Here is a 21165-nt window from a genome sequence, read left to right as displayed (position 1 = left end):
TGCGCCGGGTTGCAATGGGGATTCCGATGACCGCAAACGACAACCGACCGCGCCTGATGGCACCAAAAGACGCGGCGGCAGCCACGTCTCTTTCTCGTACACTATTGATTTTGATGGCCGAAGCCGGGGAGTTCCCGAAGCTATCCGAACGACGTAGTGCATATGTGCGTGCCGAGGTCGAAGAGTGGATTGATAAACGTATCGCCGCGAGGGCGGCAGCATGAGCCATGATGCCGAAACTGTTGGCGAAATGTTTATGCTTTGGAAGGCTACCGAGAAGGCATTCCTGCAGCATCTCCTCATCCGACTGATGGAGGACGTTCCGGACTTCAATAGCGAAAAGTTCGCAACCGGACTGCACCTCTTACAGGAGGGCTGGCCCATCGACCGAACAGACAAAGATCAAGAAGCGCAGGGCTTAGTCAGTCTCCGCTTTCTTGATCGACGCGCGCCCGCGGCGCGTGCGGCAAACCGACCGGACGATGGCCGCGGGCGCGTTTCTCATAAAAAAACCACCGCGGACCCAACCGCGGCAACTTCCAAAACGGGAACCACCAGAACGTGAACATTATTGCAATCCGGCCGACAGCCGGACCTAAGACACTTGCCTATTTCGACATAGAAATCGGCGAGCATTTGCGAATTTACAATTTGATGCTCCGAAGAGGTGCGGACGGGAAGCTGCGCACGATGGCACCAAACGCCTGCGGCAAGCATGCCGCGACGTTCCATCCCATTCTTGCAGAGCAGATCAGCCAGGCGGCAGCCGCGGCGTTGAGCGGAGGCCGCGTAGCCGATGTCCAATCCTAACCCGCATGAAATGAAGGCATTCGAACTGCCTGCCGGTTTTGGCGAAGGTGATGCTGCACGGGCTGCCGTGGCTTTTATCGGCGTAGATCCGCGTGAGCACGCACTGGACTGCCTGGCCGACTTTGCCGACGTGCTGTACGGCGACATGGTTCTGCTGCCTTTTGCGGACGGTCAGCCAGATTGGCCTAACACCACACGCGACACGCTCACCAAGTTGTCCGGTCACTGGTCTGAGATTAAGCCGGAAGATATTGCTCGGCTCGCCGTGCTAACAGACGGGTTCAATCGCTTCATCGAGAACGCTGAGGACGTCTCGGTTGTAACGTTGTGGCGCGGCGGCACGCCTGACGTTCGTCAGATCGATGGCGTTCCTTGCCCCGCAGCACATCTGTGGACGCCCCCGTGAGCGCAAGAAGACTCTTCGAAAGGCAGTATAGCGGCGCGTAGGCGGGTGCTGACATCTGTCCGGCCTCTGATGCGGCCTTCCATTTGCCGCCGGCCCGTATGGGAGTTCGCCGATCGGATCCATATCACTACCGCGCGCTCGAGGCGCTCTGTGCTGAACTGGTTTTTCCGATCCGTCTCTCATCGACTGTCGCGCCATACCTCTCCGTGTGACCTTCCTACACCTGCGACGACCTCAGACCGAGCTGCTATGCTGCCACGGCCGGAGCCCTGTAGGTCCCACCTCTTGCCATGAGCGCCCAGACGATGCGGGCCATCTTGTTGGCAAGAGCGACGACCACAAGCATTGGCGGCTTGCGGGCGAGCATGCGCCCAAGCCACGATCCTTCACGAATGCCTCGCCGACGAGCATGACGCACGACAGCGCTCGCTCTGATGATAAGCAGGCGCCGCAAAGTACGCTCGCCCATCTTCGATGTTGCACCGAGCTTCTGTTTATCGCCGGTTGAGCGTTGCAGCGGCGTCAGGCCCAGCCAAGCGGCGAAGTCGCGCCCCTTTCGGAAGATTGCGGCGCAAGGCGCCAGTGCAACCAGAGCCGTTGCCGTTATCGGACCAACGCCGGGGATTGTTGCCAACCGCCGCACGTCTTCATCCTCTCGGGCACGCCGTGCAATCTCGGCATCGAGCTGCTTGATCCTTTCCTCCAGCGACTCAGCGTATCGACCAGCATGGTGAGGGCCAGGCGGGCTGCTTCTGGCAGATCGCCCTCAGGATCCTCTACCTTTTCCATCAGCTTGGCGGTGTGAGAAGGGCCCTGGGCAACGACCAGTCCATATTCTGCGAGATGGCCGCGCAAGGCGTTGATCGTCTGGGTGCGCTGCCGCACCAGCAGATCACGAGCCCGGAATACGGCCGCACTCGCCTGCTCCTCCTCACTCTTCACGGCGACAAAGCGCATGGTCGGCCGCTGCGCGGCCTCGCAGATCGCCTCGGCATCGGCGGCGTCGTTCTTCTGCCGCTTCACGAAAGGCTTCACATAGGATGGCGGGATCAGACGAACGGTGTGCCCGAGCTTGCCGATCTCGCGCGCCCAGTGATGCGCCCCAGAACAGGCCTCCATGGCGACCAAGCAGGCCGGCTGCCCAGCGAGAAACGCAAGCACCTTGTCGCGTCGCAGTTGCTTGCGGAAAACAATGGCGCCCGCCGCATCGGCTCCATGCGCCTGAAACACATTCTTCGCTAGGTCCAATCCGATCGTGTTAACTTCCATTGTGGACGCTCCCTCTCTTACGGTGGCTGTCAAACACCACCATTCTGGCACATCGATGCCGTCGAGGGGGCGTCCACATGGGGTAATCGCGGGAGCGACGCGCCCTGAACCGATCATAGCCTTGGAGGGTGGCTGTTCCCCGATAAGATGAAATACGGGCTCACGACTGGACGCCGGGCCCAGCATCAACGGAGAACAGCCATGGAAGAACATATCGGTCTCGACGTGTCGATGAAAGAGACGGCAGTGTCGATCCGCCGTGAAGGCGAACGGATCTGGCGCGGGAAGTGCGCATCTGATCCCAGGATCATTGCCGAGCTTGTCCGCAAGCGGGCGCCGGCCGCAAAGCGCGTCGTGTTCGAAACCGGCCCGCTGTCAGTTTGGTTCTACCATGCGCTGCGCGCCGAGGGATTGCCAGCCATCTGCATCGATGCGCGCCATGCCAAAGCCGCTCTCGATATGGCGGCGAACAAGACGGATGCGAATGACGCCGATGGTTTGGCGCGTCTTGCTGAAGCAGGATTCTTTCGCGAGGTGCGCGTGAAAGGCTTCGACAGTATGTTGACCCGCACGCTCGTGGCAGCACGCACTCGGCTGGTCCGGATCACCGTCGAGCTTTCCAACCAGATCCGAGGGATCATGAAAACGTTCGGCTTGCTCGTTCCCGCCGGTAAGGGAACTACATTCGAAAAGAATGTCCGGAGCCTTCTTATCGATCAGAGCGAGCTTGCTCCTGTCGTCCTACCGATGGTGGAAGCCTGGCGCAGCATTCGCATCCGTGCCGCCGAGCTTGGGCGCCAGCTTGTCGCAGATGCACGTCAAAGCCAAGCATGCCGCATACTCATGTCGATCCCCGGCATCGGCGCCATTACCGCAACCTCTTTCGCCACTGCCATTGAAGATCCGGGCAACTTCAAGAAGTCCCGCTCTGTTGCCGCTTGGATCGGCCTGACAACTCGCCGCTACCAATCGGGAGAAGTCGATTATGACGGCCATATATCCCGACGCGGCGATCGACATTTGCGGGGACTTCTCTATGAGGCTGCGGCGGTCATCCTGACACGCAGCTCGATCGACAGCAGCCTGCGCACGTGGGGCCTCAAGCTCCGGGAGAGGGTTGGCTTCAAACGAGCTGCCGTGGCTGTGGCGCGCAAACTGGCGGTGATAATGCATTCGATGCTCAAGACCGGTGAGTTCTTTGATCGAAATGCAGGCGCCACAGCATGAAATCTTGCGAATAGCGTTCAGGATCTGAGCGCCTGAGACGTCCGTGCCGGGACGTGAGCCGAGCCATTCCGCTGATGGGGTTGCACCGTCTCAGCAAAGTGCGTCGTCCACATTGAAGGCTCGTCCGCGGAGCTCCATCATGCGGCGACTGATGTCGACCGCGAAGACAACCATGCACCCGGCAGGGTCGTCTCGACGCAATTACATGCTTGACGTCCCAGCGGCGATTAGACAACCCCATCACTACCTCATCACGGAAGCCCTCATCGATGATGAACCGCTGAAGGTACGCCAGACGACAACGCCCAAAGAGGCGCCCAAGAAAGAGCCACTTAAGGCGGCCAACGATAACAAACCAGCCACAGCGATAACGCGCAAACCCTGCTCGGTATGAAGTTTCCGCCTGTCTCATACGTAGTGCCTGGCGTCATTACCGAAGGTCTAACGATTCTGGGTGGGCGCCCAAAACTCGGCAAGAGTTGGCTGGCGCTGGATGTTGCCATCGCCGTTGCCTGTAGTGGCAACGCGCTAGGAATGCGATGCGAGCAAGGGGACGCGCTGTATCTGGCACTGGAAGACAATCAAAGGCGGCTACAGGACCGGCTGAGGGTGTTGTTGCCACCGTTGAAATCGCTGTGGCCAGATCTTACCCACCTCGAGTTGGACACCGAGGCGCCGAAGATTGATGGTGGCCTTATTGGTCGCCTGGATGCATGGCGACTCAGCGCCGAAAATCCGCGCATGGTCATTGTTGACACGCTGGCGATGGTGCGCCCCGCAAGGAAGAAAACGCAGGACTCTTACGAGGCCGACTATGCTGCATTGTCACCGTTGCAGAAATCGGCCGGCGAGCACCGCCTTGCCGTCGTCGTGGTGACGCACGTCCGCAAGATGGAGGCGTCAGACCCACTGGAGATGATATCGGGTACCAATGGTCTTACGGGTGCTGCCGACTCAATCTTAGTGCTGAATCGCGATACGGACGGGCCCAAGTTGTACGGACGAGGCCGCGACATTGAGGAGCTAGAGAAGGCCTTGCGGTTCGACAACGGTAAGTGGTCGGTGTTGGGCGATGCTGTCGATGTGAAGCGTTCGACCGAACGGCGTCGGGTGCTAGAGATATTAGAACAGGCCACAGGCGCTATGTCCCCCGCGGACGTGCCAAGGAGATCGGTGCAAAGGCCGCCAGCATCAATGTCCTGCTCGGCAAGATGGTCAAGGACGGTGAGGTGAGGAAGATCGCGTATGCGCTCTATGTGCACCCCGGTAAGACCGGTTATACCGATTATAGTTCTTCTGACTCTAATCACTCTAATCGGTCTAACGTAGGTACACAGAGCGAGGACGCCGCATGACCATCACAACCCGCTCTACAAGCGTCACCAGCACCGATGAGTCCACCAAGCCCTATCGCGGCAGGCGCATGTCGTGGAAGGAATTCTATGCGCTGCGCCCCGACCTGCGGCCGGCCAACGATAACGAGATGGAGAGCCGCTCAACGGCGGCCAATCAGGCCATCAGCATACGACTCTCTGCCACGCATAGCCGCACCCATGACCCCCTTCGGGTGTATGTGATTGCTCATGGAAGCAGTTCGGATGTCCACACATGGCACTACAAATTTGCCTCTGCGTAATCCCGCAACCGAACTGCTTATTACTAGGATGGTCGACGCAAGTATTTGCGCCTATGCAGGCGAGATTTCCACGCTCAGAAATACATGCTCCCTGGTTCGCATATTGTCCAATACAGACCTGATACTGGGAGGTAAAATCAGCGGAAATAGCTATTCCGCTGAATAACGAGGTCATCGCGAAGAAAAATAGTGCTGATCTCCACATGGTAGCCTCCATGGCTGGTGAATATTCTGCACGATGAAGATAGCACACCATGGGTTACTCACGTAAGGTTTGATTTCTCTGCCGCAGATATATCGGCAGCCCACAGCGCGCAAATGGGCCAGGGCGGGTCAAATCTCTAGGAAGGCCCTACGGGTGCAAACCCCGTATCCTCACGCGCAAACTTTTGATTGTTTTTGATTTTTCTACCCGGCCAGGCCGGTTTCTCGAATTGGGATGACTACCCATGACAAAGACCACCCGCAAGGAAATACTAGAAGCAACAGACGCCTTCCTGAAGGCGAACCCCGAAGAGAAACGCACCGATGTACGTATACGCTTTCGTGGGGGCCGGCCTGCTTGGAACTCGCTGAAAAAGCATGATGAGAAAGGCGCCGCCGCATTGTGGCTCATCGCTCGAGAGCGCCTTCCGCAGGCCGCCAACGACAACCTGCCCACCGACGCGGGCCTGCATATCGATCGGAGCCGAAAGGACGGCAGGCCAAGGGGTAAGAATCGCGATCCGCGTTCGTTGGAAGCGTATATAGCTCTGCCTGCCGTGAAGCCACGGCTCGGTGACGCCGAACCTGAACCGGCACGCACCGGCAACTGGGACGGGGCGTATCGGGGGTGTTGTCATCAAATCTCAAGATTGGATACATCCCGACGCAGTATTCACGTCGGCAACTCGCTTCAGCTTCCATCCACCAGAGATCGCGCCAGGCGCCTTCTTTCTCGGCGCCATAGGCGGATTAGGGCAGCTTAAGGTCGGCAAAAGTCGTGGAGACGTGCGGCTTGCTGGATCTACCGACCCGATCAATCCGCCGGCCGATATCGACTCTGTCATTGAAATCATCTTGGTAGGCGGTAACGTTGCCGATATTGGTAAGGCTTTCGGCGCGAAGGGTGGATATGCCGACAGACGCGGGGGTGCAGAACTACTCGCGGCAGGCAAGTGGGCGAAGTTGGCGGTGGCGAATGACAACCGCCGAATACGTGCAGTTTAAGACAGTGTGCCAAATCGTGGCCCCGAAAAACCTATAGGGCAACAGCAACGATCGGGGCGCTTCGGCGTCCCTTTTCTTTTACGCAAGACGCCTCGTCAACGTCTTGCGTAACCCGTCATTGGCTCAGTAGGCCAGGCGGGACCAATTCCGTGCAGCGCCGGAATAGCAGCCTTCGACTGAGCGTCCGCTTGTCGAAGGCTGCACCCCTTTTGCGCCAGGACTAGCCATTTTCGAAAATAGGAAAACACATCATGCCATCCACATCGGAGGCCGTGGACGTGCTCGCTGCACGTGTCGGCTTCGACAAGCCCCGAGTCCGCGCTGTTGCGCGTGCACTCACCGACGCCGGGCGACTCCCGCCTGGCGCCCCCGCAAAATCCCCGGTGCTCGACATCGGCAATGTTGTGGACTTGTTCCTCGGCAGCGCCGTCGACGTCCCGCTACGTTCCGTCGCCGACACAGTTGCGAGGGTTCGCGAACTGACACCAGCCGGCACGCCGCTCAAGGCCCTCCCTGAGAGCCTGCGGCACACGGCCGGCGCCTATCTTGATGCGCTCGCCGACATGGCCGCTGAAGGCTCACTGGACGTGCGCCGGGTCAAGATTGAGGTGGTCAGCAACTGGAAGGAACTTGCCGTCCATCAACCAGATGGCACGATCAGCCGCTTTGTTGAGCCTGGCGCAATAGCTTCAAATTGGCAGCACGCCGGCCACCGTCGTTCGACTGCAATCAACGGAGCGGCCTTTGCCGATGCCGTCAGTAATCTTTTCGCAGGAGCATGAGCATGGGACTTCTCAAGAAATCCGAAACGGCACGCCTGCAGTTCCAGATGCCGTCGCTTGTGGATGCATCGCCTGTCTATGCCGACCTGATCACGAAACGTGGTGAACTGCACGGCCGCCGCAGCGAGCTTTCCGCAGAGAAGCGGCGCCTTGAGCAAGAGATACTCGCCACCCCTCGCAAGGAGTACAGCGGCCGCGTCTCTGAATTGCTTGGCGAACCGGTCGAAGCGGAGAGTGCGCCCCGTCGTCGGGTTCGGGAAATCGTCGGACAGGTCGCGGATATTGAAGCAGCACTTGCGGTCATCGCCAGCCGCATTCTGGCGGAAAAGGGCGCCGCCTCTTCTGTGGTGCGCCAGGCTGTGAAGCCTGAATATGCCCGTCGCGTTCAGGCAATGGCCACAGCCATCGAGGCTTTGGGTGCGGCAAGCGCTGATTATGAATCGCTAGTCGACCAGTTCAATGCCGAAAACGTAGAATGGACTGGCTCACCCCATTGCAGCCTACGTTCTGCGGCGACCGTCATGACGGCCACCTGGAGCGTTGGTTGCGTGCGGCAAAGGAGGCTGGCTACCATGCATAACGAACGCATTGAACACGCCTCGACAGACGAGAAGGGTCTGCGAAAGCCGGGTCGCCGCATGATCAAGCTTCCGGGCGAAAAAGGACACGTCGAGCGTTCGGATTCCGCCGTTTACATTGCGCGCAAGCTCGATCTGGACAAACGGGAGAGACGCACTCGGACGGTGATGAATGGCTGAGCCTTTCATTAGTGGCTATGCCATCCAATGGAATCAGCCTGCCGTGATTGCGGGGGTCTTCGAAGAGCGGTTCGCCCGCGGGTCATTCGATAAGTCACTGCGAGACCACCCCGACGTCGCAGCGCTATGGTCGCACGACATCAGCAGGCCTCTCGGGCGCGTCAGCAACGGTACGCTGACCCTCAAGCCTGACGCGATCGGTCTTTGGTATAGCCTGACACCCAACCCGGACTCGCCTGCCGGCGCCGAGGCCCTGGCAACTGTCGGGCGCGAGGACGTCGGCCAGGTAAGCGTGTCGTTCAGTCCTTGGGTTGAAGAATGGGACGACACTGCCGAACTGCCGAGGCGGCTGATCACAGAGGCGCGCTCGTATGAAATCTCCTTGGTTCTGTGGGGAGCCTACGGTGATGCGACATCTGCTTCGCTGTCCCGCGCCTCTAGCAATGCGGCAGCTGCGCTTCGCCGCAAAGCCGAAGCCGCGCAGCGGCTGAGAGGCATTACGTGACCCCTCGCGCGCTTGCGCGCACGCGAGGCGGAATCCTGAGTTAGCGTTATCGCTGGCTTTGGCGACCGGTCCTACGGTCGGCGGACGCCAGCCTGACGCCACCCCCAATGGGGGGTGCTGATGGACTTGCCGCCGTCGACAACAACTACCGGTTCGGCCCCAGCTCGCACAGTTTTCCAATTGAAAATATGAGGGTCGTCAAGCGCAGGCGGATAAAAGGAACGCGGCCGACCGCCAGTCTGTTTACCTGCTCGGGAGAAGCTGCTTAAACTGCCCGCTTTGGAATTGGGAGTGTCGTTTGAGCTGGTGTGACAAACTTGCATCCGTGCCGTCTGTGGGATTCATCTATGATCCGCACTTCGTGTCAGGAGACGGAATTATTGATGCCATCGCACCGATGCTCGACAAATGGAAAGTCGGCGATAAACCGGACTTCACCTTAAGCCAGCCGGAACCACTCAAAATTGAAGTGCAACATAACAATGGATTCACCTATTCATTCGAGCCAACAAGAACCTCAATAGCCTACCAGCACCGGGTTAAATTTAGAAATGTAAGTGGGAGCAGGCCTGTCGCGGAACTCATTTCTAGCCCCCAGCCATATTCACAACTTCTCGATGATGCCATCTCCGATATAGTGGAAATAGCCTTGATCTTGCCGATGGCTAAACGAAGATCGGTAAAGACGATTGGAATAGTCACAAGCACGCATGCGGACGAAAAAGACATACCTCCTGGCATCAGAAAAATGATTCGGTATCTTTCGAGACCATGGAAATCGGACCTTGATGCGTACCTTTTCACAATAGTGGCAGAGGTTGAGTCCGCAAAAATTCATTCGGACAGATGTATTCACACCCTGACTCGCCCGGATGACAAGGAGCAAATACCAAACTTCAAATTCGACTGGCAGCGAAGCTATTCAAATCAGGTCGCGGTAGAAAAGGACACGTTGTTACGCGAGTTGCAGAGGGCCAAGAAAGCTGCATTGGATTATTTTGAGACGCTAGCAGTGGGAGATGCGTTCGATGATATTGTTAAAGACGCCTAGCGTCGGAACGGCCGCGAGCACTGCAAACACATTCGGGATTGAGGATTTGACAAGTATAGCGTCTCCAGAGACGCCAGCGTCTGGATGGGCGGCCTCGGCATTGGAATCACCGAACCTTTCACGAGGATCCTTATTTGCATCTTCGGCGAGACTGGCCGCAAGGCTCAACGCAACGTCGATCTCACCGACAGAACATGCGGCACTTCTTCGTGAAAGGCAGTCGCTTCTGGATAAGCTATTTGACGGATCAATTACCCGGAGCGAGCAAAACCAACTCGACTACGTTCGGTGGTCCCTAGATCGCATTGAAGACGCACAACATGGCCAAACGCTGGATGCTCTGGAAACGCAGGTAGACACATACGAAAACGTTATCAATGAGTTGAACAAGTTTTACGAGCAGCTAGAAACGCGTACGGAACGGCGCCCGAGGCGGTAAAGATGCCGACAGATATTGTCGTTAGAGAGGAACAGGCGCTCGTCGTCCGGTCTGATGTCGAGCCCGGTCTTCCTTATTCGAGGTATCGAAACTCTCTGCGACACGATTTCTTTCACGCCTGCGCCTACTGCACTATGGCCGAAGCGGAAGCGTCTGCCATCAGATTTACCATCGACCACTATGTGCCGCAAAATGCTCGGGCCGATCTGGTAGATTCATACGAAAATCTGATGTGGGCATGTGACGAATGTAATTCCCGCAAAAGCGACAGATACCCGCCCGAAAAGGCTCGATCTGATGGTTACAGGTTCTTCCGGCCCGATCTCGACCTTTTCCTTGATCATTTTGAACGAGACGATCTAACCCTGAATTCCAAGACTCGGACCGGGTGGTTTTCAATTCAGGCGATGGACTTGAACCGGGAGGCGCTCATGCGATTAAGGGATCTAAGGCGACGGTTGTCGGACTGCGAAGAGCACATTACCGCAGGTGTACTTGCACTGCGGGCATTCGGAATCGATCGTTTGCCGAACCATTTGCGAGGACCTGCAGCAAGGGGTATTCGCTCCATACTCGACGCACACGACACCATCGTCGGCGCAATAGAAAATTTGCTTCGTGAAAATTCCAAATCCTTTCTGATCGATGATGACGAAGGTGCGCCGGCCAGAAGCAAAGATCGAGCAGCAAAACTAAAATCAGCGGAGTCACTGTATCCGGGTCAGGATTGGCGCGCCCCACGGAACAGAAAGTAAGACTGCAACATTCCTCTGAGCGTACTTGCTTGTGGCCGCCCATGAAGGCGGCCTTTCCTTTAAGGAACTCCCCAAATGACTCTGAATTCAGTAACCGCCCGTTTCGGCGGTCGCGATCTCACATTCACAATTGACCCCCAGGACCTGCCGCTATTCGAAGCCTACGCAGGCGTGCCCGCTATCGAAATTTTCATGCGGATTACGGGTGGCAAATGGACGGTCGACAATCTTAAGACGGTCTTGAAGTTCGCGTCAGTGCCGGCGGACAAGCTCAAGGAGTTGCGGCAATTCTCGCGCACCTTGCGCCGTCCTCGCGGGGCGCCAGGCTTCGCTGGGCGGCGACAAGCTCGTTGGCGCTGGTGTCTAGCAGGCTGTTGAAAAAGGTACTCGTCATCGGTTTGCAACGATGATTCATTGTCTCCGAAGGGATTCGGAGACGGATGCATGCGAGGCGGAGACGAACAGACAGGCGAACTGTTCAGCTACGTGGACCTTGAGGCGCGGGTGCGACGCGATCATCCGTTGCGCCGCATTCGGGCGATTGTGAACGAGGCCCTTTCGGCGCTGGGGCGGGAGTTTGCGGCGCTGTATTCACCGATCGGTCGGCCGTCGATCCCGCCGGAAAAGCTGCTCAGGGCGATGCTGCTGCAGGCGTTCTATTCGATCCGCTCGGAGCGGCTTTTGATGGAGCGGCTGGAATACGATCTTTTGTTCCGCTGGTTCGTCGGCATCGGTGTCGACGACGCAGCCTGGGACCATTCGGTGTTCTCCAAAAACCGTGACCGGCTGCTTGAGGGCAACGTCGCAGCGAAGTTTCTAAGTGCAGTCCTGGCGCAGCCCAAGGTGAAGAAGCTCCTTTCCACGGATCACTTCTCGGTCGACGGAACGCTGATCGAGGCCTGGGCGTCGATGAAGAGCGTCAAGCCGAAGGGCGGTTCGGGCGAAGATGACTCAGGCGAGCCGCCGGCTCAGGACGGCGGGCGTAACGCGGAAGCGGACTTCCACGGCGAGAGGCGATCGAACGAGACGCACGCCTCGACCACCGACCCCGACGCCAGGCTCTACCGCAAAGGGCGGGGCAAGGAGGCTAGGTTGTGCTTCATGGGACATGGGCTGATGGAGAACCGCCATGGCCTGCTGGTCGATGCCTGTCTGACGCTGGCCGACGGGCATGCCGAGCGAGTGGCGGCCCTGCATATGATCGAACCTCGCGCCGACCGGCCGCAGGCGATCACGCTCGGCGCCGACAAGGCCTATGACGCGGAGGACTTCATCAACGAGTTGCGCTCGATGAAGGTGACGCCGCACGTGGCGCAGAACACGAACGGCCGCCGTTCCGCGATCGATCGCCGGACCACGCGTCACGGTGGCTATGCCGTCAGCCAGCGCATCAGAAAGCGCATCGAAGAGGCGTTCGGCTGGATCAAGACCGTCGCCGGACAGGAGAAGACCAAGTTGCGCGGCCGCGACCGCGTTGGGTGGGCCTTCACCTTCGCGGCCGCCGCCTACAATCTGGTGCGGCTGCCCAAGCTCTTGGCGGCGCCGAAATGACCGCGCCCGCGGGCTGCCAACTGATCGGCCGCTGGCGGATCATCGAAGCCGATCTGTGGGATCGCGGTTACCTGAACCTCGGTGGACCCGCAACCATCACCATCGGACCCGACAACAACGGCGAGATCGCCTTTGGCGCCCTGCAAGCCGGCCTCGATCTGAGCTATGGCCTCTCGATAGTTCACTTCACATGGGGCGGATGTGACGAGATGGACGACGTCACAGGCGATGGCCATGCCGAATTGCTCGACGACGGCTCGATCGAGATCACATTCGCCTACCACAACGGCGACGAAGCCATCCTCAAGGCAGTACGCCAGACTTCTTCAACAGCCTGCTAGTGCTACCGGGTTGCTGTCAGCGCCGGTGTTGAGGCGAACGAGCCAAGTCGAGTTGCCGCTAGCGTTCTTGCCTGCGTCGAGGACTGCCATTACCGCGTGCCGGTTCGGGCGTGCCGGTTTTGTCCAACCGATTGTCGACGCTTCGACAATCAGGGCGCGTTCTAGCGTGGTAACTGGGGCGCGCTTTTTATGACTGCAGTTTGACGCCAGAGCAGTTGATGAACTCGACGCCGGCCGCTTCTATGGCAGAGCGGATGGCGGCCTTGGCGTCATCGGATATCGTCCCCCTGCGCTGCTTCTCGAAATCGACAATTGTGGACAGACCAAGCTTAGCCGCATCGGCTAACTTCGGTTGCGTCCAGTCAAGAAGGGCGCGGGCGGCACGGCATTGCAAGGGCGTCATGCTCATCAACATTTTCTGTTGACGCAGGTTTGCGTCAGGCGTATCAACATATTCGGTTGATAGCCGTAACGCAACGAGGAGAATCAGATGCGCGGGCAGACAGTTAACGCCGACTGGGGCAGATACTTGGGATCGATGGTAGCTCGATTAGATGAGCGGGATCGGCCGGTGGAATGGTGGCGAGCACGCAGCCCATGGGCTGCGGATGCGTTCGCCGACTGCATGTCGGCAGAGACGGCAGAACGGTTTGCGGTCTACGATGGCATCGCTGCCTGACTGTTCATCCCTGTAACCGACGAAAGCCCGCTTCGGCGGGCTTTTTAGTTGCAAACGCGGCTACCCTCCCGTTTCCTTAAGGCTCCGCGCGGCTTGCTCGATTGCGGCGCGGTCATTGCCGAGCCTGTCCAAAAGTTCTTGTGCCTGCTCGGGGGTTATACCGGTGTGCATCGCCAACGCCTCAACCACCAAGACGTCTGAGCTGGCGATCTCGCCGGTTTCCGGCAAAGCATCGTCCGCGGTGAGGGGCAGTGCGGCCTCTCTGTCGACTTCGGCTTCGGCTTGATGCCAGTGTCGCTCAGGATCGCCGTGAATGCCGCCTTCGCGTTGCCAAATTTCATAGGCCCGTTGCCGGATCTTGTCGTGCCGATCGTCGCCCATTTTGATTCCTCCCGGTTGGATTCATTCAACGCGGCGCACGTCGGAACGATCCGACACGGGATCGAGAGTAGTAGAGGAAGCGGATTTGTTGTGGCAAGCACTAACAAGGTCGGTTATGGCAAGTGGTAAAAAGTGCCAATAAACACAATGAAATCAACGCCACTGGCGGAGTGAGTGTCCGCCGGCACGCCCGAAGTCATTGCCAGTACCACAAGGCCGACAAGACGTCAGGTCTGGGAGCCGGCTTGTACGGTCGTATCGTGTTCGGGAATATCGTCGAAGGAGGCGTAGTTGAGATTATAGAGTTTGGAATACAGACCCCCCATGGCTATTAGCTGATCGTGATTGCCAGTCGCAATAACTTGGCCATTCTGAAGCACGATGATGCGGTTGGCACCCCGGGTCGTGGCAAGACGGTGGGCGATGACGAGGCCAGTGCGGCCTTCAAGCAGCTTTATCAGAGCCTTCTGAATCTGCATTTCCGTGTAGCTGTCGATGTTGGCGGTAGCTTCGTCGAGCACGAGGATCTTGGCGTCGGCGACGAGGGCGCGGGCGAAACTGATAAGCTGGCGCTGGCCGAGAGATAAGTTGTCGCCGCGTTCGCCAAGTTGGGTCTCATACCCGTCGGCGAGGCTCATTATGAAGTCGTGGGCGCCGACCGCCTTGGCCGCCTCGATCACCTTGTCGCGCGTGGCTTCCGTCTTGTGGTATCGAATGTTCTCGAAGACCGTCCCGGTGAACAGGAACGGCTCCTGCAGCACCATGGCGACCTGGCGGCCGAGCGATTCCTGGGTGAGATCGCGCACATCATGTCCGCCGACCAGCACTTGGCCCTGCTGAACATCATAGAAGCGGTGGACCAGGGCCATCGCGCTCGATTTGCCAGAACCGCTCGGCCCGACCAGTGCGACCGTCTCGCCGGGATTGACCCGGAAGGAGACATTTTTCAGCACCGAACGGTTCGGATTGTAGCCGAAGGTGACGTCCCTGAACTCGACCGAGCCGTCCATTTCGGGCGAAAGCACCTCGGCATTGGGTTTGTCCTGAACATCGATCTTGACGTCGAGCACATCGGTCAGCCGCTTGCCTGAGGCCATGGCGCGCTGCATGACCGAATATTGCAGGGTGAGTGAGCGGATCGGGTCAAAGAAGCGCTGGATGTAAAATAGGTAGGCAACCAATACGCCCACATCTATGCGGCCATTCATGACCATCGAGCCGCCGACCACAATAATGGCGGCCATGGCGAGGCCGGTGAGGCCATCGACGATAGGCATCATGACCAGTGCATATTTGGCAGCGATCAGGTGGGTCCTGAGGTTGGCATGGGCTTTGTCGTCAAAAAGGATGAAATTCACCTGCTGGCGGTCCATTGACTGGACGGTGCGCACGCCGTGAATGGCTTCGGCCAGCGCGCCGTTGACGACGGAATTAGTCTCGTGTGCAGCCATGAAGGCGTCGCGGGCACGCGGCAGCCAGACAATGCGGACGATCACCAGGACCGGCAGAACCGAGAGCGTCAGGAGGCCGAGGCGGAAGTCGAGCCACAGCATTACGAAAACGATGCCGAATAGAAGCGCAACATCGCCTACGGAATATACCGAGGTTTCGAGGAATTCCTGTATGGAGTTGACGTCGCCTTGCAGGCGCGACATGAGGCGTCCGACCTCGGTCTTGTCCATGAAGGAGAGCGAAACCTTCTGCAGATGGCCAAACATGGCGCGGCGGATGTCGAACAGGACAGTTTCGGCCACTTTCCCAACCACGGTTTCCTGCATGTAGCCGGCAGCGAAATTGACCAAAATCGCCAAAACGAACGCGCCGACGGCCGCGAGCTGGGCTGAGCGATCGGTCCTTGCCGGGTTCATGCCCTGGTCGAGCGCGTAGCGGATGATCAACGGGATGAGAAGCTGCGTCCCGGTGAAGATCAGCATTGCTGCAATCGTGATGACTACCCTGGCCCGATAGGGACGGACGAAAGCCCAGATGCGCCGGAGGATGCTCTTGTCGAAAGCCCGGCCGAACATCTCCTCCTCGATGCGGTGTGAGCCGACAACCGCGCGCGGAGGGCGTCTACCGTCGTCACGTTCGGCTTCGACTTCGCCGGCGCGGCCCTGCGCCATCAGCGGGCGCCCCCATACTGGGTCATATTGTCATCACCCGGGCGCGTCTGGAGATCGTAAAGGGCCCTGTAGCGTCCCCGCTTCGCCAAAAGCTCTTGATGCGTGCCGCGTTCTACGATTTCGCCGTTATCGACAAAAAGGATCTGATCGGCATGCATAAGCGCACTCAGCCGGTGCGCGATGATGATCGTCACCCGATCCTTGGCGAAGCGCCGCATCGCCGCGCGGATGCGCTGCTCGGTGCCGGCATCGATCGCCGCCGTTGAGTCGTCGAAAACGACGACGGAGGGGCGCAGCATCATGGTGCGAGCAATCGTGAGACGCTGGCGCTGGCCGCCAGAGAGAGAGACGCCGCGTTCGCCCACGACCGTCTCGTAGCCTGCTGGGAGCCCGAGGATGTAGTTGTGGAGCTGGGCAAATTCGCCAGCGCGTTCGATTCGCTGTCTCTTCGCCCAGGGATCGCCATAAGCGATGTTGTTCTCGATCGTGGTGGTGAATAGGAATGCATCCTGCTGTACGACGGCGACCGCCTTGCGAAGCGTCGCGAGGGTGACATTGCGTATGTCCTGGCCGTCCAGCGTGATGGCGCCACCGGTCACGTCATAAAAGCGGGGGACCAGATGAGCTATCGTCGATTTGCCCGAACCCGGCGGACCGACGATCGCGATCGTCTCGCCTCTACGGGCCTCAAAGCTGAGGTTCTTCAGAATGGCGCGGTTTTCGGCGCTGGGGTACGCAAACGAGACATTGTGGAAGCGCAGAGTGCCGTCGCTTATCTCGAGCGGTCTGGCCTCGAGAGCATCCCTGATTGTGATCTCCTGGTCGAGGAGACCGAAAAGCCGCGAACCGCAGCTAGAAGCGCGGGCAAAGGCATTGACCATGAGGCCGATCTGGCGAACTGGCATTTGCAGGATTGTCATGAAGGTCAGGAAGGTCGCCACCGTTCCGACGCTGATCTCGCCAGCGACGAGCTTGCTGCCACCGATCCAGAGCACCAATCCCATTGCGAAAAAGAAGGACAAGGTCATCGCCGACGTGCTGGGCACGTAGATGTCAACGCGGTCGTTGGCGAGGTCGAGCGCGTTCTTGGAAGCGCCGTCGAACTTCAGCATCTCATAGGCTTGAGCCGCAAAAGCGCGGACCACGCGGATGCCTGCGAGATTTTCCTCCATCACGCGGCTTAGTACTGAAAGCCGCTCATGCAGGTCGAGCCAGGTGGCGCGCAGCCTAAGCTGTGTGGCCGATGAGCGCCAGGCGACAAAAGGCACGAAGCTCAGCGCGACCAGGCCGAGCATGGGATCGGTCGAGATCATCATGTAGGCGCCGATCCCGATCAGCATGGTGAGCAGGAGCACGCGAACGAGCGCGGTGGAAAAATACATCCGCACGCCTTGGAGATCGAGCATTCCGATGGTGATCAGATCGCCTGAATGGACCCGGTCGTGAAAGGAAAAGCTGAGACGCTGGATCTTGTCGTAGTACGCGAGCCGCAGTTCGTACGCGACATGATGCCCGACGGCTTCGGCAAAATAGTTCTGCGCCATCGTGAAAAGGCCGCGTAGCGCGCTGACGGCGAGCAGCAGGAGAGCCGGGATCCAGAGCGCTTGTCCTGCCGCGGTCCCCGCGACACCGCCCCCGATGGCTGTCTGGGTCAGGTCGACGGCCCGGCCGAGAAGCTGGGGAATGAGCAACTGGAGGATTGCCGCCAGGACCGTCGAGCCCATAGCGAAGGCGACCTGCCAGGGATGCCGCAAATTCATACGCGTGATGCGCAACAGCGTACTCAAATCCCGGCCCCAGCGCGCCGCTTCCACATGGGTCAACGAATTCAGAGCGTTCGTTGCGCTGCCGATAGCATCACTGCTCACGGGTGTATTCCCGACTGCATTTTGCGCCTTCGAGGCAAGCCGAAGGACCAATCATCAAAGGGGCCCGCCATTGTTAATCCTGTCCACCACCTGCAGCAGGGCGCGTTCCTATAAGCCGAGCCGCGGCTTCACTTACTGGCATGTCGATCACCGTGATTCCGCTTGCCGCAAGGAAACGCGCTTCGTTTCTGGTCAGCGTTTCCGCGTCCATTACCGCGCAATATGGACCTCGGGAGCGCTTCATGATCTGCCTGGCGTAGGTGCGCAGCATCTGATCGTTGAAGCGGCAGCCAACGAAGAAAAATCCACGGGTGATGCGCCGTTCCTTCACCACGTCTGGGATCGGTGTCTGGATATCGATTTCGGTCAGAACTTCGACATAGTCGGAATCTGCGACGAGAAAGTTTTGCGCCGGCCTAATACTCCCGTGAGGCGTATAGAGAACCGTCTTGGCCCCCGATCGGGGGTCGAGTTCCCTCCCGGACAAATCGTAGGTTTTCGTCCAAATGTTACCGATTTCGTTCGCCCGCGTGACGCCCTGTATCTCAACGACGTCCGTTCGGCCGGTCTCTACGAGAGCCGTGCGCATCGCGCCGTCGTACCAGCTGTCGACGATGAGGGAGAGCGGCAGCCTTGCGAGCCAGGCGTGGAGGAGGGTCGGCGCCACCGGCGCTGCGAATATGTCGGTCATCCAAGCTTGCAGCGTCCGGCGATGCCGGCGCTGTTCGATGAACTGCGCAACCGACCACATATTGGTGCGGATCCTGGAAGGGGCTGGCGCCCGCGCATTGAGTGCCGCGGCAACGACCTCCGGCGTATGCGGCACAGGCGGTTCCGCACAGTTGAACCCAAGAAGACCCGGACCGAGATAGGGGATCACCTCATCGGCGGCGAGCGCTTCCTTCGCCAGGTCAAGCAGCTTTTCGGCAAAACTGTCCCGCACGATGACGAGGTGGCCCGATGTCAGGATCGTGTTCATGCTCGTTTCCTCGCGACGCACCTATCAAGGGGCAGCATCAGTCCTGTTCGGAAACCTTCCTTGCCTCGACGGTGATCGGCAGACGCGTATCCCGTGGAAGATCGGGTAGGAGGAGCCGCCACCCGTTCCTGAGCGTCACAGTTCCGCCCCACAACTCTTCCTTCTCGAGCTTGATGATCGGCTCTTCGAGGTCCTTCTTCGGGACATACGCCGACAAGCCAGCCTCGGTCCTGCGGATCATGACTTTCATCTGGCCGTCCCTTCATTGGTATTGCTTTCAGCACTGCAGGGCGCCTCGGCCTTGTCGAGGCTCATCAGTTCACGCGCTCGCATGCCGACGACGGTGCCACGGTCGACCCATTCGACCGCATAGATGAAGAACTGCTGGAGAAAGGTGCCAATGTCGCGCACATATCCCTCGTCGCCCTTCCGCACGAGATTTTCGCCGATCTCCCTGCCAGGATAGGTGCCGTCATTTTTTATGTGGCGAGTGGCACGTACCCGCTCTCCCGGCATGAATCGTGGAGGCCTGCGGATTTCGACCTCCTCTTCGCGTCCGAGCGACATGTCCGTTCCCTGATTTCTCTTGAGGCTGCAGATTGTGAACAAAGGCGTTCCAGGCGTCCTGCGAAGGCATCCCCGACCATGTCGGCAGCCCAATGTTCGTCACGCAGGAACGCAGGTCTTCGGCACCGGGCATACCGAGGCACATTGCTGCGCATCGAAGACCCCCTCGCACTCGGTGCACTTTTGCGGCTCGATCACATAGCTCTCGCCTTTGAACTTGATCGCGCCGGAGGGACACTCGAATTCGCAGGCGCCGCATTGGGTGCATTGGGATGCGATGATCTTGAAAGCCATTTTAACTCCTGGTCCGAATGGATGAGACGCGCTCAGGCCGTCGCCGCGAGTGCGGGGGTCCCAGACGCGGCCGCGTAAATCGCGCTGATTGCGGTCTCGATATAGTCGTGGGCATATGCGTCGGTGGCTTGGATCCCAGCGTCGGCGAGCTGATCCTGCGGGCAGTTTCCGATGTTGGCGCACAGCACGACATCTATGCCCTCAAGCGCAGCGATGACGCCATCCAGGGCGGCTTCTCCGCCCCAGCCGCCGAGACAATACTGCTCGACCTTGCGATGCCCGACAAAGCTGATCCCTCTCGGCGATGCTTCGTAAACCTGGAATTCCTTCGCATGGCCGAAATGTTCATTGACGCGGCCGCCGCCCTTGGTCGCCACTGCGAAGAGAAGGGACTTGCCGGGGCTCGCTGCCTTGACCAATCCGATCGCTTCTCTCCTAGCCGCCACGTGATCACGGCGCTCCTCCGCGACCAGCTCCCGATAGGCCTTGCGATTGCTGGCATCATAGGTGACCTCGCCGGGAATTCGGTCGACTGTGAATTCCTGGCCACGATCCTCACCGAGCAGGCCGACGGCATCTGCCCGGCACTGCCGGCAGTGGCGCATCAACTGGGCGCCGCCTTCGACACGATCCTGAAGAGCCTTCATCTCCATTGCGTTTGGGCCGCGTTGCCCGCTCAGTCCGTAGTGCGTGCCGTGCGCCGGGTCCGAAATCAGCGGCATGAGGTTGTGCAGGAACGCGCCTCGGTCCTTGACCCATCTATTCACCTCGATCAGATGCTCATCGTTCACGCCGGGGATCATCACCGAATTGATTTTGGTGAGGATGCCGCGCGCGGTCAGCATCTCCAGACCCAACATCTGCCGCTCGTGCAGGATCCGGGCGGCTTCGATGCCGACGTAGCGGCGATGGTCGTAAAAGATCCAAGGATAGATCTTTGCACCGACCTCAGGGTCGACCATGTTGATGGTGATCGTCACGTGATCGACATTCATGTCGGCAAGCTCATCGACATGGTCCGGCAGCGCGAGCCCATTCGTGGAGATGCAAAACTTGATGTCTGGGATTTCCCTGGCGACTCGTTCGAACGTTGCCTTCGTCTTCTTCCAGTCGTAACAGGCATCGCCAGGTCCGGCGATGCCGAGCACGGAAAGCTGCGGCACCTCGTTGGCGACCGCGATCACCTTGCGTAGCGCCTGGTCGGGCGTCAGCTTTTCGGAGACCACCCCAGGCCGGCTTTCGTTGGCGCAGTCATATTTGCGATTGCAGTAGTTGCACTGGATATTGCAGCCGGGCGCCACCGCGACGTGCATGCGCGCGAAATAGTGATGCGCCTCTTCTGAAAAGCAGGGGTGATCCTTGATCTTGTCCCAGACAGCCGGATCCGTGTCGTCCGGCTTTATCGACGAGCCGCAGGACGAAGACGCGCAGCCACCGGCTTTCACGGTGGCAAGCAACTGGTCATCGAATGTCGTGCTGAGGCTCTCAAGCGAAATTGCCGGTGCGGACATCGAACGGCTCCGTTGCTGGGTGAA

At 59.0% G+C, this 21165-nt stretch carries 23 protein-coding genes and 1 pseudogene; 14 read left to right on the top strand and 10 right to left on the bottom strand.

The window, feature by feature from the left end; translation table 11 throughout:
* Positions 1-26 precede the first annotated feature (26 nt).
* The 3 genes from NKH60_RS19480 (at position 27) to NKH60_RS19470 (ending at position 1216) form a co-directional block, all read left to right on the top strand.
* The gene (locus NKH60_RS19480) at positions 27-224 is read left to right on the top strand and encodes a helix-turn-helix transcriptional regulator (protein ID WP_352873040.1); all 198 of its coding nucleotides are present in this window, start codon (positions 27-29) and stop codon (positions 222-224) included.
* Positions 221-565 carry a hypothetical protein gene (locus NKH60_RS19475; protein WP_352873038.1) on the top strand — a complete coding sequence of 115 codons (345 nt, stop codon included), beginning with the start codon at positions 221-223 and terminating at the stop codon, positions 563-565. The genes NKH60_RS19480 and NKH60_RS19475 overlap by 4 nt, the downstream gene beginning before the upstream one ends.
* A gap of 231 nt (positions 566-796) precedes the next feature.
* Positions 797-1216, top strand: coding sequence for a hypothetical protein (locus tag NKH60_RS19470; RefSeq protein WP_352873036.1), 420 nt, complete (start codon positions 797-799; stop codon positions 1214-1216).
* A gap of 247 nt (positions 1217-1463) precedes the next feature.
* Here the strand turns inward: NKH60_RS19470 and NKH60_RS19465 are convergent.
* A pseudogene (locus NKH60_RS19465) lies at positions 1464-2485 on the bottom strand (IS110 family RNA-guided transposase).
* Positions 2486-2686: 201 nt separating this feature from the next.
* Between NKH60_RS19465 and NKH60_RS19460 the strand changes: the two are divergent.
* The 11 genes from NKH60_RS19460 to NKH60_RS19410 all read left to right on the top strand — a co-directional run bounded on the left by NKH60_RS19460 (position 2687) and on the right by NKH60_RS19410 (position 12739).
* Positions 2687-3712 carry an IS110 family RNA-guided transposase gene (locus NKH60_RS19460; protein WP_352613549.1) on the top strand — a complete coding sequence of 342 codons (1026 nt, stop codon included), beginning with the start codon at positions 2687-2689 and terminating at the stop codon, positions 3710-3712.
* Positions 3713-4129: 417 nt separating this feature from the next.
* The gene (locus tag NKH60_RS19455) at positions 4130-4945 is read left to right on the top strand and encodes an AAA family ATPase (RefSeq protein ID WP_352873034.1); all 816 of its coding nucleotides are present in this window, start codon (positions 4130-4132) and stop codon (positions 4943-4945) included.
* A gap of 118 nt (positions 4946-5063) precedes the next feature.
* Positions 5064-5348: a hypothetical protein gene (locus tag NKH60_RS19450; protein ID WP_352873032.1), complete on the top strand. Its 285-nt coding sequence runs from the start codon at positions 5064-5066 to the stop codon at positions 5346-5348.
* A 777-nt stretch (positions 5349-6125) separates the two neighbouring features.
* Entirely contained in the window at positions 6126-6557 is a 432-nt protein-coding gene (locus NKH60_RS19445) for a hypothetical protein (RefSeq protein WP_352873030.1), read from the top strand.
* Between the two features lie 383 nt (positions 6558-6940).
* Entirely contained in the window at positions 6941-7339 is a 399-nt protein-coding gene (locus NKH60_RS19440; protein ID WP_352873028.1) for a hypothetical protein, read from the top strand.
* A gap of 2 nt (positions 7340-7341) precedes the next feature.
* On the top strand, positions 7342-8097 hold the full coding sequence (locus tag NKH60_RS19435; RefSeq protein WP_352873026.1) for a hypothetical protein: 756 nt from the start codon (positions 7342-7344) through the stop codon (positions 8095-8097).
* The gene (locus NKH60_RS19430) at positions 8090-8602 is read left to right on the top strand and encodes an HK97 family phage prohead protease (protein ID WP_352873024.1); all 513 of its coding nucleotides are present in this window, start codon (positions 8090-8092) and stop codon (positions 8600-8602) included. Before NKH60_RS19435 ends, NKH60_RS19430 begins: the two co-directional genes overlap by 8 nt.
* A gap of 298 nt (positions 8603-8900) precedes the next feature.
* Positions 8901-9653 carry a hypothetical protein gene (locus NKH60_RS19425; protein ID WP_352873022.1) on the top strand — a complete coding sequence of 251 codons (753 nt, stop codon included), beginning with the start codon at positions 8901-8903 and terminating at the stop codon, positions 9651-9653.
* Between the two features lie 441 nt (positions 9654-10094).
* Positions 10095-10847 carry an HNH endonuclease gene (locus NKH60_RS19420; RefSeq protein WP_352873020.1) on the top strand — a complete coding sequence of 251 codons (753 nt, stop codon included), beginning with the start codon at positions 10095-10097 and terminating at the stop codon, positions 10845-10847.
* Between the two features lie 444 nt (positions 10848-11291).
* On the top strand, positions 11292-12398 hold the full coding sequence (locus tag NKH60_RS19415; RefSeq protein ID WP_023679719.1) for an IS5 family transposase: 1107 nt from the start codon (positions 11292-11294) through the stop codon (positions 12396-12398).
* A complete protein-coding gene (locus NKH60_RS19410; protein ID WP_023679720.1) occupies positions 12395-12739 on the top strand; it encodes a hypothetical protein in 345 nt (114 codons plus the stop codon). The genes NKH60_RS19415 and NKH60_RS19410 overlap by 4 nt, the downstream gene beginning before the upstream one ends.
* A 187-nt stretch (positions 12740-12926) precedes the next feature.
* Here the strand turns inward: NKH60_RS19410 and NKH60_RS19405 are convergent, their stop codons facing one another.
* The 9 genes from NKH60_RS19405 to nifB all read right to left on the bottom strand — a co-directional run bounded on the left by NKH60_RS19405 (position 12927) and on the right by nifB (position 21141).
* Positions 12927-13148 (bottom strand): helix-turn-helix domain-containing protein, encoded by a 222-nt coding sequence (locus NKH60_RS19405; protein ID WP_352873017.1) that lies wholly within the window; start codon positions 13146-13148, stop codon positions 12927-12929.
* Between the two features lie 330 nt (positions 13149-13478).
* The gene (locus NKH60_RS19400; protein WP_352873015.1) at positions 13479-13799 is read right to left on the bottom strand and encodes a DUF2934 domain-containing protein; all 321 of its coding nucleotides are present in this window, start codon (positions 13797-13799) and stop codon (positions 13479-13481) included.
* 227 nt (positions 13800-14026) lie between these two features.
* Positions 14027-15922 carry an ABC transporter ATP-binding protein gene (locus NKH60_RS19395; protein ID WP_352873013.1) on the bottom strand — a complete coding sequence of 632 codons (1896 nt, stop codon included), beginning with the start codon at positions 15920-15922 and terminating at the stop codon, positions 14027-14029.
* Positions 15922-17790, bottom strand: coding sequence for an ABC transporter ATP-binding protein (locus tag NKH60_RS19390; protein ID WP_352873011.1), 1869 nt, complete (start codon positions 17788-17790; stop codon positions 15922-15924). Before NKH60_RS19390 ends, NKH60_RS19395 begins: the two co-directional genes overlap by 1 nt.
* Positions 17791-17863: 73 nt before the next feature.
* Positions 17864-18769 carry an SIR2 family NAD-dependent protein deacylase gene (locus NKH60_RS19385; protein WP_352772734.1) on the bottom strand — a complete coding sequence of 302 codons (906 nt, stop codon included), beginning with the start codon at positions 18767-18769 and terminating at the stop codon, positions 17864-17866.
* A 37-nt stretch (positions 18770-18806) separates the two neighbouring features.
* A complete protein-coding gene (gene nifT, locus NKH60_RS19380) occupies positions 18807-19019 on the bottom strand; it encodes a putative nitrogen fixation protein NifT (RefSeq protein WP_352542071.1) in 213 nt (70 codons plus the stop codon).
* Positions 19016-19336 carry a nitrogen fixation protein NifZ gene (locus tag NKH60_RS19375; protein WP_352542072.1) on the bottom strand — a complete coding sequence of 107 codons (321 nt, stop codon included), beginning with the start codon at positions 19334-19336 and terminating at the stop codon, positions 19016-19018. The genes nifT and NKH60_RS19375 overlap by 4 nt, the downstream gene beginning before the upstream one ends.
* Before the next feature lie 99 nt (positions 19337-19435).
* Positions 19436-19630 (bottom strand): 4Fe-4S dicluster domain-containing protein, encoded by a 195-nt coding sequence (locus NKH60_RS19370; RefSeq protein ID WP_023678248.1) that lies wholly within the window; start codon positions 19628-19630, stop codon positions 19436-19438.
* Between the two features lie 32 nt (positions 19631-19662).
* A complete protein-coding gene (gene nifB / locus NKH60_RS19365) occupies positions 19663-21141 on the bottom strand; it encodes a nitrogenase cofactor biosynthesis protein NifB (RefSeq protein WP_352873008.1) in 1479 nt (492 codons plus the stop codon).
* Between the last annotated feature and the right edge of the window lie 24 nt (positions 21142-21165).

This window comes from Mesorhizobium sp. M1006 (assembly GCF_040318825.1).
Lineage (GTDB): Bacteria > Pseudomonadota > Alphaproteobacteria > Rhizobiales > Rhizobiaceae > Mesorhizobium.
Note: the sequence above shows the minus strand (reverse complement) of the source record. Positions and strands in the feature narration are given on the sequence as shown.

Bases quoted from the DNA above. Each gene is read 5' to 3' on its own strand.
- NKH60_RS19435 (WP_352873026.1), top strand. From the start codon at position 7,342: ATGGGACTTCTCAAGAAATCCGAAACGGCACGCCTGCAGTTCCAGATG.
- NKH60_RS19460 (WP_352613549.1), top strand. From the start codon at position 2,687: ATGGAAGAACATATCGGTCTCGACGTGTCGATGAAAGAGACGGCAGTG.
- NKH60_RS19415 (WP_023679719.1), top strand. From the start codon at position 11,292: ATGCGAGGCGGAGACGAACAGACAGGCGAACTGTTCAGCTACGTGGAC.
- NKH60_RS19480 (WP_352873040.1), top strand. From the start codon at position 27: ATGACCGCAAACGACAACCGACCGCGCCTGATGGCACCAAAAGACGCG.
- NKH60_RS19375 (WP_352542072.1), bottom strand. From the start codon at position 19,336: ATGTCGCTCGGACGCGAAGAGGAGGTCGAAATCCGCAGGCCTCCACGA.
- NKH60_RS19430 (WP_352873024.1), top strand. From the start codon at position 8,090: ATGGCTGAGCCTTTCATTAGTGGCTATGCCATCCAATGGAATCAGCCT.
- NKH60_RS19400 (WP_352873015.1), bottom strand. From the start codon at position 13,799: ATGGGCGACGATCGGCACGACAAGATCCGGCAACGGGCCTATGAAATT.
- nifB (WP_352873008.1), bottom strand. From the start codon at position 21,141: ATGTCCGCACCGGCAATTTCGCTTGAGAGCCTCAGCACGACATTCGAT.
- NKH60_RS19470 (WP_352873036.1), top strand. From the start codon at position 797: ATGTCCAATCCTAACCCGCATGAAATGAAGGCATTCGAACTGCCTGCC.
- NKH60_RS19370 (WP_023678248.1), bottom strand. From the start codon at position 19,630: ATGGCTTTCAAGATCATCGCATCCCAATGCACCCAATGCGGCGCCTGC.
- NKH60_RS19450 (WP_352873032.1), top strand. From the start codon at position 5,064: ATGACCATCACAACCCGCTCTACAAGCGTCACCAGCACCGATGAGTCC.
- nifT (WP_352542071.1), bottom strand. From the start codon at position 19,019: ATGAAAGTCATGATCCGCAGGACCGAGGCTGGCTTGTCGGCGTATGTC.
- NKH60_RS19405 (WP_352873017.1), bottom strand. From the start codon at position 13,148: ATGAGCATGACGCCCTTGCAATGCCGTGCCGCCCGCGCCCTTCTTGAC.
- NKH60_RS19410 (WP_023679720.1), top strand. From the start codon at position 12,395: ATGACCGCGCCCGCGGGCTGCCAACTGATCGGCCGCTGGCGGATCATC.
- NKH60_RS19475 (WP_352873038.1), top strand. From the start codon at position 221: ATGAGCCATGATGCCGAAACTGTTGGCGAAATGTTTATGCTTTGGAAG.
- NKH60_RS19420 (WP_352873020.1), top strand. From the start codon at position 10,095: ATGCCGACAGATATTGTCGTTAGAGAGGAACAGGCGCTCGTCGTCCGG.
- NKH60_RS19395 (WP_352873013.1), bottom strand. From the start codon at position 15,922: ATGGCGCAGGGCCGCGCCGGCGAAGTCGAAGCCGAACGTGACGACGGT.
- NKH60_RS19385 (WP_352772734.1), bottom strand. From the start codon at position 18,769: ATGAACACGATCCTGACATCGGGCCACCTCGTCATCGTGCGGGACAGT.